This is a genomic window from Serratia sp. T13T92, assembly GCF_047530105.1.
Classification (GTDB): Bacteria; Pseudomonadota; Gammaproteobacteria; order Enterobacterales; family Enterobacteriaceae; genus Chania; species Chania fonticola.
Genome location: NZ_JBLJAK010000005.1, coordinates 45,421 through 61,470 on the forward strand (window position 1 = coordinate 45,421; position 16,050 = coordinate 61,470).

The window sequence follows — 16,050 nt, forward strand, 5'->3', positions numbered from 1 at the left end:
GATCTCATCCTGTTATATCACCGTCTTTTTCCACACCGCCGCCCAACGCCAACCACAGCTTCATGGTGGCGTTGAGGTAGTTGTACTGCAGATCTGACAAATTGCTTTCGATGGTCAATAACGCATCCTCGGCATCCAGCAAGGTCTGGAGGGAGGCTGCACCGGCCTGATACTGGCTGTTGGCCAGCGCCAAACGCTGCTGACCAAGCCGCAGGTTGCGTTGCTGATTGATTTTTTGCTGTTGATAGCTGAGCCGTTGCGACATCGCGTTATCCACGTCGGCCAACGCGTTGTAGACCTGGCTGCGGAAAGTGATCGCCGCCTGCTTGACGTCCAAATCGGCTATTTCGATGGTCAGTTGCACGGTATTCCAGTTCAGGAAGGGTAATGCAACGCTGCTCTCCAAGCTTCTGCTCGGGTTGCTGAACCACTGCTGGAAAATCGTGCTGCCCGCATTGAGTGAAGCACTCAGCGAAAGCGTAGGGTAGAAGTTCAAACGCTCCACATCCGACCCTGCCAACGCAGCACGCAAGTTCTTTTCTGCCGCCTGCACATCAGGCCGACGAGCAATGACTTCTACCGGCAAAGCGCTCGCTACCGGCACTTCCTGAGTGATATCAAGGGAGCGGCGTTCGGCCTGACGATCGGTGGGCGAACGGTTGAACAGGATCGCCAGAGCATTACGGTTCTCTTCCCGCTGCTGTTGCAGCGTGCGGTAGGTGTTCTCACGATTGATCAGCGATTGCTGCGCCTGTTGCAGGTCGAGTTGCCCGGCGGCACCGGCGTCATAACGGGATTGCACCATCGCCAGCGTCTGTCGGCCGATTTCCAGCCCCGCCTGCTGTTGCTTGATTTGCTGATTAAGGTTGGCGATCTGCCAATAATACTGCGCCGTGTTGCCGATCAGCGTCAGCGCGGTATTTTGCCGATCCTGTTCCTTAGCCTCAGCCTGCCACTGCGCCTGCTCCCTGGTTCGCGCCAGTTTGCCCCACAAATCCAATTCATAGCTTAGCTCCAGCCCACTGCTGTAGGACTCTGTAGAGTCGGTATTCTGATGTAGATTCTTGCTATTACTGACCCTACCGCTTGCCGTCGCGGTTGGCGTCAGGTTGGTATTCTTCAGCCCGGCCGCCAGCCTCGCCTGCTGGAGTTGCAGCCCGGCAATGGCCAGATCGTTGTTGCTGGTCAGCGCGCGCCCGATCAGCATCGAGAGCTGCGGATCCTCGAAGTTATCCCACCAGTGGTCAGTGTGTTGCAGATAGCCAGACCCGGTATCCTGCACTCGCCACTCGGCGGGCACCGACAGCATCGGCCGCTGATAGTCACTTTTCGTCAAGGCGCCACAGCCGCTCAGCAGCAGAGGCAACAGTAGTAGAGGAAGTTTGCTCTTCATCATTCGCGCGCCAGCGCCTCCGTTGGATGCAGTCGCGCCGCGTTGCGCGCCGGGAAAAAACCAAACCCCAGGCCGATTAACGCCGAGAACCCACAGGCCAGCACCAACGGCGGCCAGGTAAAAATCATGGTGAATTCCTGCGTCACCAGGGAGAAAATAACTCCCGCCAGCCCAGAGCCAATAATGCCAATCAACCCGCCCAGCGAGCAGATTACCATCGCCTCAATCAGGAACTGGCGCATGATGTCCGCAGGCCGCGCACCGACCGAAAGGCGTATGCCGATCTCATGGGTACGTTCGGTGACAGAAACCAGCATGATGTTCATCACGCCAACCCCGCCCACCAGCAGTGAAATCCCGGCAATGGCGGTGATCAGCAGCGTCATGGAATCCGAGGCTTTACGGATGGCTTTGGTCATCTGGTCATTGGTCTGGGTGAAAAAGTCGCGCCGGCCATGCGCCTGTTCCAACAGCCGTTCGACGCGCCCCTGCACTTCGATAAGCGAGGTCCCTTCGTGCACACGCAGCATAATCGACTCGATCGGCATATCGCCGGACATGCGCTCCAACACTGCGGTATAAGGCATCCAGGCGCCCAACATCATGCCGCTGTATTTGCCGCCTTTACGTTCGGCAACGCCGATCACTCGGTAAGGGGTACCCGCAAGCTGGACGATCCCACCCTCAGCCACTTCATCCGGCTCAAACAGCGTGTCGCGTAATTGCGGATCGATAATCACCACCGGCTCACGCTCATCCAGATCGCGCCGGGTAAAGCCATTACCGGAAAGGAAATTCAGGCCCTGCACACGAAAATAGGCGTTGCTGATACCGGAAATTGAAGCCATCGCCTCTTTGCCACCGCGCACCGCGGCCACGGTTTTACTGACCACCGGCGACACGCTGTCGACATAAGGCAGGTGCTCCAACAGCTCAACATCAGCCACCGTCAGCGAGCGGGCGAGATCCGGACGCGGTTTATCCCACCCCAGACCGGGGCGAACATCTAAGGTACTGCTACCCAACTGGCTAATTTCATTCAGTATATTTTGACGTGCGCCCTCACCCACCGCCATTGACGACACCACGGAAGAGACGCCGATAATGATGCCCAACATCGACAAAAAGGCCCTTGCCCGGTGCCCCAGCAACGCACGCCAGGCCATCTTGACCGCCTCTTGTACGCTCGGCCAGAATGGGTTGCGCCCGGTAGCCGCGGCAACCGGCAGCGCGGGTTTGGTTTCCTGTAGGGCTACCGCCTCATTACGCTGGTCGGCCACGATCTCGCCGTCGCTGATTTCGATAATGCGCTGAGCCTGATTGGCCACGTCCCGGTCGTGGGTGACGATAATGATGGTATGCCCCGACCGGTGCAGCGAGTGCAGGATCCCCATCAGCTCCTGACCACTGGCACGGTCGAGCGCACCAGTTGGCTCATCGGCCAGAATAATTTCCGCCCCGTTCATCAACGCGCGGGCAATACTGACACGCTGCTGTTGCCCACCAGAGAGCTGCGCCGGTTTGTAATCCATTCGGTGCTGCAATCCAAGCCGGGTGAGCAGGTATTCGGCCCGCGTCTGGCGTTCTGCCGCTGGCATCGCGGTATACAGGGCGGGAATGGCGACGTTTTCGGCAGCGCTCAGATAGGGCATCAGGTGATAACGCTGGAAAATAAAGCCGATGTACTGGCTGCGTAGCTGGGCCAACTGATCGCTGCTGGCAAGCTGGGTGGCGATACCCTTGATCTGCATCGTCCCCTGCGAGGGCTTGTCCAGGCAGCCGATGATATTCATCAGCGTGGATTTTCCCGAGCCGGAAGCGCCAATGATCGCCACCATTTCGCCACGCTGAATGGAGAGAGAGATATTTTTCAGCACCGCCACGGTCTGCAACCCGGAGACAAAATGCCGGGAGATCCCGCTCAATGCGATCAAGGGAGCGGATGGCTTAACCATTGCTAGCACTCCCGATGGCATGCTGCGCCAATACTACGCGGTCACCCTCTTTCAGCCCCTCTTTCACTTCGGCAAACTGGCGGTCGTTCAGGCCGATGCGGATCCAGCGTGTTTCAAGCTGTTTGCCGTTCATCACCTGCACCTGATAACGATCTTTGCCCTGTTGTTCACCGAAGGCAGCCACCGGCACGCGCAGGGCATTTTTCACCTGTTCGGTGATAATAAAGACCTGAGCGGTCATCGAGGTGCGCAACAGACGTTTGCTGTTGGCAATGGCAAACACGCCGCTGTAATACACCGCCGAAGCTTGCTGATTGGCAGAGCCTGACGAGTTACCTTCCTGCAAGGCTTCGTTCGGGGCTTCCTGGATCGAGCCCATCACGCTTTCGTAACGCTGTTTGGGATCGGCAACAACGTAGAACCACAGCGGTTGCCCGACGCGTACCTTCAGGATATCAGTCTCCGAAATACGGGTGTGTACCGTCATGGTGTCCACATCCGCCAGCACCAGAATGGTCGGCACGGTTTGTGACGATACGATGGTCTGCCCTTCTTTGGTGACGATCCCCAACACTTCGCCATCGATCGGCGCGACGATGCGGGTGAAGCCCAGATTGGCTTTCGCGGTTTGCTGCTCCATCTGCGCCTGAACGATCTGCGCATCGTTGACCTTCAACTGGGCAAGCTGAGTTTGGAACTGCGCCTGCGCCTTCTCCAGATCGCTTTTCACACCTGAACCATCACGATCCAGCTTCATCTGACGCTTCAATTCCTGCTGATACTGCTTGAGCGTTGCCTGGGTGACCTGTTTCTGCGCCTGAGCGCTTTGCAAGGCAGCCTCCGATTTACGCAACTCATTCTGTTGTAAGGTCGGATCGATTTCCGCCAGCAGTTGCCCTCGGGTGACGCGATCGCCCTGCTTCACATACAGCTTTTGCAATTGTCCGTTGACCTGCGCACCGACGCTGACCTGCAGCGCCGGCTTGAGGATACCGGTGGCCAACACGGTTTTCTCGATATCGCCACGGGCGATCTCTTCGATGTCATAGGTATTATTGTGCGTAGGCCCAACGATGAACCAGGCGATCGTGCCGATCAACACCACCTGACACAGCAAGGCAATCGGCACTAGCCTGCGTTTATCCATGCCAAACATTTTCAACTTCATTAACTCACCGCCGTGGTTAACGCTGCTGACGCTTCAAGCTCCGTAGCAACGCTCACTACATGGCCGTTGCTCACGCGGTACACCCGATCGAACATCGGCAATACGCTTTCGCTGTGCGTCACGGTGATCAACGTTTTATGCTGCTCGCGGCAATGTGTCAGCAAGGTGGTCATCACCTGATGCGCCGTTTCCTCATCCAGGTTGGCCGTAGGCTCATCGAGCACCAGCACCGGACGATCGCTGTACATAGCCCGCGCCAGCAGCAGACGTTGGCGCTGCCCCAGCGATAGCCCGGCATGACTCTCACGGATCAGGGCATTCAAGCCCCCCGGCAGTTTTTCTATCACCGAGCTCAGATTCAGCCCTACAAGGGAGCGCTCGATCTGCCGATGTTTGCGCTCATCGAACCCCTCATCAAACAGAGTGATATTTTGCAGCACCGAGGCATTGAACAAGATGTCTTCCTGGCTTTGCAGGAAGAAAAGCGCGTGCACCTGCTGATAATCTAGCGGCTGGCCATCGACAATCACTAGCCCCTGCTGGGGTGTCATCAGGCCTGTCATCACCTTCAGCAAGGTACTTTTCCCCGCACCCGACTCACCCACAATAGCAATGCTTTTCCCGGGTTTGAGCGACAGGGAAAGGTCGTGCAATACCGGCTGCTGGGCGTCATAGGCAAAGGCGATATTTTTATAACGTAACTGCGAAGTGAATTTAGGGATCGGTGCAGGTACCGCATCCTCCGCCCTATCCTGTTCAGGCCGTGATGGGAACAAGTCCCTGGCGCGGGTATCGATCACGTGCAACTGATTCTTTTGCAGTACGGAGTAGAAAATCTTGGTGATATAAGAGGTGAAGATTTCACGCACAAAACTGTAGGCAAAGAACTCACCCAGCGTGATAGTGCCGTTTTTCAGCAACGGCAACGCCAGCAACATAAAGAACACCATCTCCAGACTGCCTATCAACTGATAGAGGCTGCTTTTGACCTGCTCGTACATCTTCTGCTGCTGGCGACAGGTAAACAGCGACAGAGCAAACTTGGCAAACATCCCCTTGCGCTGGCTGTCCAACCCTGCGGACTTGATGGTGGAGAACCCTTGAATACTCTCCAGGATAAAGTCGCTCTGCTCAGCGGTCTTGACCTGCAACTGTTGGGTGTAAAAACGGTCACGATAGATAGCCCAGACGCTGACCAACCCCATCAGAGTGACCCCCACACCAGACACCATGGCCAGCAGTGGGCTCATGTAGCACATCACCGCCAGTGCGATAGCGCCGATGATCCAATCGGTACGCAGGCCGTTATCCAGCTCGATTTTAGTCCCCGACGCCATCTGCCAGTTGGAAAAACGGCTGAAGACTTCGCCCGGCGCGCGTTTATCAAAGAAGTTCAACGAATTACTGAGCAGGCGCGAGAATCCCGCCACGCTGTTGATCACCACAAAGCGTTTGATAAAGCGCTCGGTGATCCAACGCACGGCAAAGGCCAGCGTGGTCGAAACGACAAATGCCAACAGGAAGTAGAAGTAAGGAAAGTCGGTTTCTCCCGCGCTGGAAAAAACCTGGTTGATAGCGCTGCTGACCATCGTCGGCATAATAAACAGCGTTAAAGAGATCAGAAACGCCAGTATCATCAGCCGGTAAATACCGGGGATACGTGCGGTTTCTTTCAGGCTCATGGTGTCGGACGCACTGAAGCGTTTACTGGGCTGAACATTGGCCAGCGCCTGGGGGTCAGGCTGGGTTTCACTGTCCAGCACCAACGCATAACCGCTGATTTCCATTTTTAACGCATCAATCGGCAACAGTTGCTGGCCAATGCCCGGGTTCATCACGCAAACGTGATTACCTTTACGGTAGGCCAGCACCACATAATGGCTCGCCCCATAATGTAAAATGGCAGGCAGCGGTATTTCCGCCAGTTCACCGTGCTCGAAGGCCACGGGATAGGCGGGCATCGCCAGTTCAGCCATAATGTCGCACAGTGTGGCCAGCGAAGTGCCATGTTGCGAGGCGGGATAGCGCTCACGCAAGCTTTCCAATGGCGCACTGATGCCCTGCGTTTCCGCCATCATGGCGATGCAGGCCAGCCCACATTCATTCGTTTCGCCTTGAAACACCAGCGCCGGGATTATCTTTTCCATGATCTGACTTCTTTAATTTCCAGGTTATTCATTGATAAAAAATAACGAATGTGAGTGCCATAACAGCCAATCTTCAGGGTGCCTGACGATCGACGTTTCAATCAGTTCCGGCAGTTTGGCTTTCAGGTTGCAGGCCGGTATCGGCGGATAAATGTGGATTTTTATTCCCTGGTCGTAATACAGGTAATAAGAAACCACCTGCGCAGACAAGGCTCTGGCGATACGAATAATGCCGCTGTGCAGGTTGGCCGGGCGATCAAACAGGCGACAACTGAGCTTCGCCGTTTTCGCCTCATTGGTATTCACGGTATAATCCGGGGAGATGTCGGGGAAAATCATGATATTGCGTTGATGATCGGCCGCCGCCATAATCGCGCTAGTCAAATTACCGGCAATCGCCCGGTTATCATCATGGATCGAGCAGTAAGTCAGGTTAATTCCCGCTTGCTGTCGCGTTCTTTCCTGATAGACCTCTGCACTGGCAGAAACCACCACCGTTGCCTGCCCCGGAAACACCCCAGCCCCCACCATGCCAGCCAACACGTCAGAGACCATATGCAGCGGTGCAAGCACCACCGGTTGCCCTGCTCGGTGCAAGGGCTCGACGACTGCGTTGAGCTGTACCTGACAGTGTTCCAACTGGGCCAGGAGGTGAGCGTTAGCGGCATAGGCAGCGGCCAGATCCAGCAAGCGACGACGCTGGCTGATCTTGGCAAAATCCACCTTACGGCCATCGTCAATCAGGCATTGCTTATTGGCTGCGGCCACAAAAGCACGCCTGCGCTCCCCCCGGTTATTCAACCGCAGCCAGCGGCTAAGCGCCGCCAGCCCAAGAAACCAACGATAATCGCCATGCCGCAGCAACCAGCAAACGGTCTTGTCCTGTGCTCTGCGCAACGGCGAAAAACTCCGCGCGATTTTTGCGAGGGCATCTCTCCATGCCAGGTAAACCCACACGGCAAAGAAACGCATTATTGCTCCAGCGGTTTATCATGCTGCAGCAGCGACAGCAGGTGATCGGCAAATTCCGGGAAATCGCGATCCTGCAGAGCCAGCCACTTCTTGCTGACGATAAAGGTTGGCGTCGCGTTGATTTTGTAGTGATCGGACACGATGGTCATATAGCTCAGCAACTCTGCGACCTGCGGAGTTTGACTGGCTGCGTGATAAGTCGCGAGATCGATACCATTCTCCATCAACCAGCTATCAAGATTTTGGGGTTTACTCAGATCGCTTTGCTGTTTGATGACGGCGTTATAGGCACTTTCACGGTGCTGAGGTTCAATACCCATCACCGTCAGGGTGGCAAATAATGGGGCGAAACTTGCCAAGCCATTGCTCTGCGCATTATTAAGATGCAGACGGATCAGTTTTGTACCTGCTGGCATACGCGCTTCCAGCTTGGCAATATTCTCTTCGTTTATGGCACAGTAGTGGCAGCCGTAAGAGAATATCTCGACGATGGTATTACCCTCTTTGATCGGGCTATTCTTGATCTCGTCATCGCTGACGGCAACCAGAGCTTGCTGTTCGATGCCCTGATTCAATACAAAATAGTGGAAATAGGCCGTTGTGATCAACGAGGAAATAACGATGATCGCCAAGGTATAAATGAGAAGCAGCAGGGGTCTTTTGAACATAAACCATACATCCTAAAAAAGGCACACCAATGAGATCTTATAACGGAGGGATAGCCATTTTTATTTAGCACGTAGCGCCGTTGGCGAGCCAACAGCCATCACATCCCTGTCCATCAATAAGCAGCATTTTTCAAACAGGCCGATGCAAAAATCCTATCGCATCAGCCCAAACTAATATCCTGAAGCTCAGGAAGAGCTTACGGCCGGCCAGCCGGGCAGTTGGCAGGATCAACAGATGAGCTAGTCTGACTCACAATTCGGCCATTCTTATCCAGACAAGTTCTGACTAGATAGCAAGCACCACCAGCGCCACCCACATACTCAACAGCACAGACTCTTTTACATTTACCGCCAACAATTGTATCTGCTTCGAAGGTATTAACTTTTTTCACAACATCGTCCTTTTTATTAAAGTGAAACAAAAACAGCCCGAGTAACGCCTATCATCAGTGATAGAGTAATCCTACGCTTGATATAAAGGCACGGTTAACCATACCTTTATTAAAGCGTAGGGAGTTAAGTTAAAGTGAGTTATTTCGCTCTATCAAAAGAGCTCTGACCCAAGGATAGCCCGACGTTTAAAGCAGATCAATAATAATTTTTATGGCAATTGACATATTCCAACCAGATCATAACATCGCTAATGCAGGATATTTCTCGCTAAATAATAAGATTAAATACAATAGGAAAATACACTACTAGATATACCGTACCAAATAACAATAATTAATAAAGGACAATTCCCTGAGCGTAAAAGCAGCCCCACATCAAGAACGCAAGATATTAAAGAGAATCTAAACAGTATTACGAGGCGATAATCGGAGGGAGAGAGCAGAGCAACTTGCAATGTTGATAACACGAAGTGGGTGGCACTGGGCCTTTTATCATAGCCAACAGAGTACAAAGTTTAGGCGTAGCGACACCTTGAATGTCTTTAGCATTGGAGTGTACGCAGGCCAAAATAGAACGGGTACTGTGCTACCAGCTCAAGGTTCTGTGCCTTGTCGGCAACAGGCTATTATGGCTGCCAATACGGAGAGCGTTATCAGAGTGGGTAAACATGGCCGCCGGGTAGACATTATTGGCATCGTATTTCAGGACGGTGCCTTATATCGATTTGCAAACGCCATAATGCGGAAAATGATTCAGATCATAACCAAGAATCATCTCAATCAGTACTATCGTCGGCATCCTCTCTTCGCGTGTGCTGATTATCTTAGCGGGAAAATCATTAGCGTTGATTGATTAGCCATAGCTGAAACCGGGCCAACGGCATGAGCTGAAGATAATTTACTCACGTTGGCAAACGGCATACTAAGCTTGAAGAGTCTACGAGTGGTTGAAACTGAAGGAAACAACATGGATTGCGCACGCCCGCTAGCGGATAAGGGGAATAGCGCCGGGAGTACGTGAAATCCGAGGTGGTTGTGTCCTACGGTCACAGTAGCAAGATTACGTTCCCGCAGCAGCGTGAACAAAGGCCGGAGCTGGCCTAGACGAGCGGTAAGACGTGATGCATATGGTCAACGAGTTAACTCATCGCTCCCCCTAAAATCCGATCCTAAGAGATTGCATCGTGAATATAAAACTGGTTGCCGTTGTGCTTTGCACACTTTTTCTTACTGCCTGTGACAGAGAGACGCCTAAAGAACTCGAAAGCGTCCGTCCGGTGAATATCTTTGAAGTTAGCAACAGTGCCCAGCAAGGAGTACGCATCTTCCCAGCCAGGATTATCGCAGGTGACCGTACCGACCTGGCCTTTAAGCGCCCAGGGCAACTGCAACAATTGCTGGTACGCGAAGGGGAACGAGTCAACCAGGGGCAAGTGATTGCCGAGCTAAACAGTAATGACGCACGCCTGCGGCTACGTGATCGGCAGGCCACGTTCGATCTGGCGCAGGCTCAATTCAATCGTTTCGCCACCCTGAGTGCCCGCAATGTTATTCCCCGTGCCGAACTGGATGTTCATCGCGCAGCGCGTGATTCGGCCCAAGCCGCCTTGAAGTTGGCCAGGGAAGAAGTGAGCGATATGCAAATCCGTGCCCCCTTTACCGGTGTGATTGCCACGCTAACTGCCCGTAACTATCAAGTGATCCCGGCAGGCCAACCGATAGCGACCCTGAACTCGCTGGATTCGCTGGATGTGGTCTTCAGCATCCCCGAAAATCTGTTCATTGTGATTGATGAAAACAATGCACAGTACCAACCTATTGTTCTGTTGAACAACTTGCCGGACCGCGAGTTTACCGCCCGCTATAAAGAGCACACCACCAATACCACCGCAGGCTCATTGACTTATCAAATGACCCTGACCATGCCGCGTCCGCAAGACTTGCCAATGCTCTCGGGAATGAGCGGCAGCGTGAAAATCAATCTCGGTAATCTGGCCGGGGCTTCGCAGAAGGCCAATGTCATTGTGCCCGTAGAAGCGATATTTAACCCAGATAACAGCCCACGCAATCAGCCCCATGTGTGGGTGATCAAGGAACGTGATGGCAAACTGTTTGTGGAATCTCGTCAGGTTGAAACCGGACAACTGACCGCGAACGGAATACAGATCGTCTCCGGTCTGGCCGATGGTGAACGGATCGTCGCCGCCGGTACTCGCGAACTGCGCCCCAATCAGGAAGTGCGCGCCTGGGTCCGTGAGCGAGGTCTGTAATGAAACTGACAGAGAACTTTATCAACAACGGCACCCGGATCTGGCTGGCGATCCTGCTGCTAGGTATTGGCGGCGTGCTGGCGTTTCTCAACATCGGCAGGCTGGAGGATCCGGCCTTTACCATCAAGACTGCGGTGGTGGTCACCCGCTATGACGGCGCTTCAGCCCAGCAGGTGGAGGAAGAAGTCACCCTGCCGCTGGAAAATGCCATTCAACAACTGCCTTATATCGATAACGTCACCTCCATCTCCAGCGTGGGGCTGTCGCAGATCACCATTAATATCCGTGCCGAATACGGTGCCGCCGAACTGCCGCAAATCTGGGATGTGTTGCGCCGGCGTATTGGCGATGCCGCGATACGGTTGCCGCCCGGTGCCAGCCCTCCGATAGTGAACGATGATTTTGGTGATGTGTATGGCTTCTTCTTCTCGCTGTATGGCGACGGCTTTAGCAATCAGGAGCTACGCAACTTTGCCGAGTTGTTACGCCGTGAGTTAGTGGTGGTACCAGGCGTGGGCAAGGTGGGGATTGTCGGGGTGATCCCGGAAGAGGTGCAGATTGAGATTTCCCGCGCCCAGATGACCGCCGCCAATATTATCCCACAGCGGCTTTACGATCTGTTGAGCCGGCAGAACGTGGTGTCCAACGCCGGGGATCTGTTGGTGGGCAGTGAGTCGATCAGGCTGCATCCCACCGGGGAATTTGCCAGCGTGCAAGAATTGGGTAACCTGCTGATTAGCGAGCCGGGCAGCCCGCGCAGCGTTTACCTGCGCGATATTGCCACCATCAGCCAGGGGGTAACCCACTCCCCCAATAATATCTACCGTGCCAACGGGCGGCCTGCGCTCTCTATCGGCGTATCCTTTGCCCCGAATGTGAACGTGATTGTGGTGGGCGAAGCGGTCAAGGCCCGGTTGGCCCAACTGCAAGCCGAACGCCCCGCTGGGATGGATATCAGCGTTTTCTACGATCAGTCCCATGAAGTAGAAGGCGCGGTGAACGGTTTTATCACGAACTTCTTGCTGGCGCTGCTGATCGTGGTCGGCACCCTGCTGATCTTTATGGGGGTGCGCAGCGGGCTGGTGATCGCCGCCTCGCTGGCGCTGAACGTGCTTGGCACCCTGCTGATCATGAAGCTGTTCAATATTGAGCTGCAGCGTGTTTCGCTCGGGGCGCTGGTGATCGCCTTAAGTATGTTGGTGGATAACGCCATTGTGATCGTCGAGGGTGTGCTGGTTGGGCGGCAACAGGGTGAGAAGACCCTACAGGCCATTAATAACGTGGTCAAACGCACCATGTTCCCGCTACTGGGGGCGACGGTGATTGCCATTCTGGCGTTTGCGCCGATCGGCTTATCCAACGATGCCACCGGCGAATACTGTAAGTCACTGTTCCAGGTATTGCTGATCTCGCTGATGCTGAGCTGGTTCACCGCCTTGACCTTGACACCGGTATTCACCAAATGGGCGTTTGAAAAACAGAAAATGGCCGAGCCAAAACCCGATGAGCCGGTCAAATCGCCTTATGATGGTTGGCTGTTCCGCGTCTATCGCAATCTGTTGGGCAAACTGCTGCGCCAGCGCACTCTTACGCTGGGAGTGCTGGCCGCGTTGATGGTCGTCTCGGTGATCGGTTTTGGCAACGTGCGCCAAAGCTTCTTCCCGCCGTCCAATACGCCGATCTTCTTCGTCGATCTCTGGCTGCCCTATGGCACCGATATCGCCTACACCGAAAAGATTGCCGCCGAGATCGAGCAGCATATCCAGGCGCAAGACGGCGTCAGCGATACCATGGTCACCATCGGCCAGGGTGCCATGCGCTTTATGCTCACCTACAACGCACAGCGGCAATATTCCAACTATGCACAGATCATGGTGCGAGCCAAACAGCTCAACCAGATCCCCGGTATGATCGGCCAAATAGAGGGCTACGTACGCAATAATTTCCCTCAGGTGAACGCCCAGGCCAAACGCATCATGTTCGGGCCTTCGAATAACAGTTCCATCGAAGCGCGCTTTATCGGCCCCGATCCGAACGTGCTGCGAACGCTGGCGGCCAAGGCAGAAACCATCGCCAGCGCAGACCCCAATGCCGACGGAGTCATGCACGACTGGCAACAGCGCAGCAAGGTCATTCGCCCGCAGTTCTCGGATTATCTTGGCCGTGAATTAGGGGTGGATAAACGCGAAATCGACAGTGCGCTACGCATGAGTTTTGGCGGGATCGCCGTTGGCCTATATCGTGATGGCACACGGTTAATGCCGATTGTGTTAAGAACGCCGGACTCGGAGCGACTGAATGCGGAACGGTTGAACGACGTGATGATCTGGAGCCAGGCACGGCAGGCGTTTATTCCTATCGACAACGTGGTCAACGGCTTTACTACCGAGTGGGAAGATCCGCTGATCATGCGCCGGGATCGCAAACGCACCCTGACGGTTCAGGCCGATCCAAGCTCCCAGAGCGGTGAAACCTCTGCCGAACTGTTGCAACGCATCAAACCGGATATTGATGCCATCCCATTACCGCGCGGCTATGAACTGAATTGGGGCGGCGACTATGAAAGTACCAAGGAAGCCCAGGCCGGGTTGTTCACCAGCCTGCCGGTGGCCTTTGTGATCATGTTCATCATCACCGTGCTGATGTTCAGCTCGCTGAAAAATGCCGTCGCCATCTGGCTGACCATTCCGCTAGCGTTGATTGGGGTAACCGTGGGCTTCCTGCTAACCGGTATTCCGTTTGGCTTTATGGCGCTGATCGGCCTGTTGAGTTTAAGCGGCATGTTGATCCGTAACGGCATTGTGCTGGTAGAGGAAATTGGGTTGCAGCGGCAGGAAAAACCGATCCTGGAGGCCATCATCGACGCCTCTACCTCACGTTTGCGCCCTATCCTGCTGACGGCCTTTACCACCGTACTCGGCCTGGCCCCACTGCTTAGCGATGCTTTCTTCCAAAGTATGGCGGTGGTGATCATGTTCGGCCTGGGCTTTGCTACCGTGTTGACGCTGTTGGTGCTGCCGGTGATCTACAGCTGTATGAACTCCGACAAGCAAAAGGTGACGACTGAAGCTTGAGATCGCACTCTACGTAGGGGCGCCGCATGCTGCGCCCGTTTACACGGCCTCGCAATAAAGAGAGCCTCTTGCATAAATCGGGCTATTGCAAAATGCGGCATTGGTTTACTGTGTAGCCAGTTCAAAACCAAACACGGAGAAGTGCAAAGTGATTAAAGAAACAATCTTGGGATGTTCGCTGCTGTTGATCTCTGCCACTGCGTTGGCCGGTGGTTGTGATAGCCCGCGCACCCCTTATGACGTGACCTACTGCGCGGCATTGGAGATGGTGCAACTGGATCAAGAGATCAACGTGCAATACAAGAAGGTGATGGGACTGCTGACTCAACCACAAAAGCAGACGCTGAAGCAGTCGCAGATCGAATGGCTGAAAAATCGGGACAGTCAATGTAGCGACGATTCCATGATCAATGTTGGCTGTTCAAACAAGACCATGCAAAGCCGTATCGATTTTCTGAAAAGCGTAGAGCGGGAATGCAAAAGTACCGGCTGTGACAGCAAAAAACTGGCTCAGCAGCAGTAAGAGGTTCGGGGCGCCTATGCTGCGCCCCGACTAAAAAATCACTATTTGGTTAACGCGATAATGCCCAACGTCAGGCCAGCTACCGCTGCCGCCCCACCTGCAATCGCCCCGGCGGTTTCCCAGTTATCCTGAGTGGTGCCTTTCATGCAGGTATTGGTATGTACCAAACGGCCTTGGTCATCATAGACCGGTACGCAAGGTGACTCGGTAGCACACCCGGACAGTAAAACGGCCAGCAGGCCCGCAGCAATAAACTTACTCATACTCACACCTCGGCGTTCAACAGCCAAAAAAACATCAAAATGAATGAAAATCGCGCCACTGTACCACCGATGCCTATCGCGATGGATCCGGAATAGTCGCAAAATGTGTGGGGGTGAAACAAATAAATTTGGGCCTGCGATGGCAGCGTTGGCTGATGTTTTATCTCGCTGCCTTCAACACCTGACGGACTCAGCATGATAAAAAGCAAAGATGAGGGAGTTCAGCATGTTGCTCCCCCTCACCGCTAGCGCTGTTGATATTTTCTGATGGCAGGCTTGAGCAAACCGCCAAACACATTGACCAGCAAGCCCACGATGATCACCAATGCACCGATCATTTGTTGCAATGATAGCCTTTCGCCTAATAGCCATGCGGCAGAGAGAATACCGATAACCGGCACCAGCAGCGTCAACGGCGCAACGCGCCAGGTTTCATAGCGGCTCAACAGATTACCCCAGATGCCATAACCCATAATGGTGGCAACAAACGCCAGATAGATCAGCGCCAGAATGGTTTCACCTTGAATATGCACCAGGCTGTCAATCAACAGCGCTTGCCCCTCAAACAACCATGAGCACATGAAGAACAGCACCACCGGTACGGGCGTGCTCCACACCACCAGTGACATGATCGGCACATTGCGATCGCGCATAATCACCTTATTAGTGATATTCCCGAGACCCCAAGATAACGCTGCGGCCAGCGTCAACATCATGGTGGTCAGCGTGATGCCCGCCGTCGTTTGCCCAGCCATGCCCGCACTAGCCAACATAAACATACCAACGGTGGCAATCATAATCCCGGCAATATGGTTCCATTTCAGCTTTTCGGCCAGCAGCAGCGCGCCGAGCAAAATGGTAAAGAAAGCCTGAGCCTGCAGCACCAGTGATGCCAAACCCGCAGGCATGCCAAGCTTGATGGCCATAAACAGGAAAGCGAACTGACCAAAGCTGATGGTGATGCCGTACGCCAGCATCCAACGGAGAGGGATATTCGGTGGTTTGACAAACAGGATGGCCGGGAACATCACCAGCGCAAAACGCAGGCCTGCGAGTAGAAACGGTGGCATGCCATACAGCCCAACTTTAATCACCACAAAGTTCAGCCCCCAGGCCACCACCACGAACAGCGCCAATAACCTATCCTTCACTGACATCATGCATTCCTTTTATTTCCCATAGAGAGGCTGCAACCTCGTCAGGCCAGCGGCCACCGTATCAAGAT

At 54.2% G+C, this 16,050-nt stretch carries 11 protein-coding genes and 1 pseudogene; 3 read left to right on the forward strand and 9 right to left on the reverse strand.

Annotation, left to right across the window (positions count from 1 at the left end):
* Positions 1–4: 4 nt before the first annotated feature.
* The 7 genes and pseudogenes from ACMV5I_RS07540 to ACMV5I_RS07570 all read right to left on the reverse strand — a co-directional run.
* Complete coding sequence (locus tag ACMV5I_RS07540) at positions 5–1,396, reverse strand: efflux transporter outer membrane subunit (protein WP_414824037.1); 1,392 nt, start codon at positions 1,394–1,396, stop codon at positions 5–7.
* Positions 1,393–3,348, reverse strand: coding sequence for an ABC transporter permease (locus ACMV5I_RS07545; RefSeq protein WP_414824038.1), 1,956 nt, complete (start codon positions 3,346–3,348; stop codon positions 1,393–1,395). Before ACMV5I_RS07545 ends, ACMV5I_RS07540 begins: the two co-directional genes overlap by 4 nt.
* Positions 3,341–4,516: an efflux RND transporter periplasmic adaptor subunit gene (locus tag ACMV5I_RS07550; protein ID WP_121607715.1), complete on the reverse strand. Its 1,176-nt coding sequence runs from the start codon at positions 4,514–4,516 to the stop codon at positions 3,341–3,343. The genes ACMV5I_RS07545 and ACMV5I_RS07550 overlap by 8 nt, the downstream gene beginning before the upstream one ends.
* Positions 4,516–6,663: a peptidase domain-containing ABC transporter gene (locus ACMV5I_RS07555; RefSeq protein ID WP_414824039.1), complete on the reverse strand. Its 2,148-nt coding sequence runs from the start codon at positions 6,661–6,663 to the stop codon at positions 4,516–4,518. The genes ACMV5I_RS07550 and ACMV5I_RS07555 overlap by 1 nt, the downstream gene beginning before the upstream one ends.
* 24 nt (positions 6,664–6,687) lie before the next feature.
* Positions 6,688–7,635: an ABC transporter gene (locus ACMV5I_RS07560; RefSeq protein ID WP_414824040.1), complete on the reverse strand. Its 948-nt coding sequence runs from the start codon at positions 7,633–7,635 to the stop codon at positions 6,688–6,690.
* Complete coding sequence (locus ACMV5I_RS07565; protein ID WP_414824041.1) at positions 7,635–8,303, reverse strand: DsbA family protein; 669 nt, start codon at positions 8,301–8,303, stop codon at positions 7,635–7,637. The genes ACMV5I_RS07560 and ACMV5I_RS07565 overlap by 1 nt, the downstream gene beginning before the upstream one ends.
* 949 nt (positions 8,304–9,252) lie before the next feature.
* Positions 9,253–9,401, reverse strand: a pseudogene (locus ACMV5I_RS07570) (porin); the annotation flags it as partial.
* A gap of 478 nt (positions 9,402–9,879) precedes the next feature.
* Here ACMV5I_RS07570 and ACMV5I_RS07575 point away from each other — a divergent pair.
* From ACMV5I_RS07575 to ACMV5I_RS07585, 3 genes are all read left to right on the forward strand, one after another.
* Complete coding sequence (locus ACMV5I_RS07575; protein WP_414824042.1) at positions 9,880–10,965, forward strand: efflux RND transporter periplasmic adaptor subunit; 1,086 nt, start codon at positions 9,880–9,882, stop codon at positions 10,963–10,965.
* The gene (locus ACMV5I_RS07580) at positions 10,965–14,039 is read left to right on the forward strand and encodes an efflux RND transporter permease subunit (protein ID WP_414824043.1); all 3,075 of its coding nucleotides are present in this window, start codon (positions 10,965–10,967) and stop codon (positions 14,037–14,039) included. Before ACMV5I_RS07575 ends, ACMV5I_RS07580 begins: the two co-directional genes overlap by 1 nt.
* 148 nt (positions 14,040–14,187) lie before the next feature.
* Positions 14,188–14,562: a lysozyme inhibitor LprI family protein gene (locus ACMV5I_RS07585; RefSeq protein WP_414824044.1), complete on the forward strand. Its 375-nt coding sequence runs from the start codon at positions 14,188–14,190 to the stop codon at positions 14,560–14,562.
* A 41-nt stretch (positions 14,563–14,603) separates the two neighbouring features.
* Here ACMV5I_RS07585 and ACMV5I_RS07590 read toward each other — a convergent pair whose 3' ends face one another.
* On the reverse strand, positions 14,604–14,825 hold the full coding sequence (locus ACMV5I_RS07590) for a hypothetical protein (protein WP_021179822.1): 222 nt from the start codon (positions 14,823–14,825) through the stop codon (positions 14,604–14,606).
* Between the two features lie 245 nt (positions 14,826–15,070).
* A complete protein-coding gene (locus tag ACMV5I_RS07595; protein WP_024484987.1) occupies positions 15,071–15,982 on the reverse strand; it encodes an EamA family transporter in 912 nt (303 codons plus the stop codon).
* Positions 15,983–16,050: the final 68 nt, after the last annotated feature.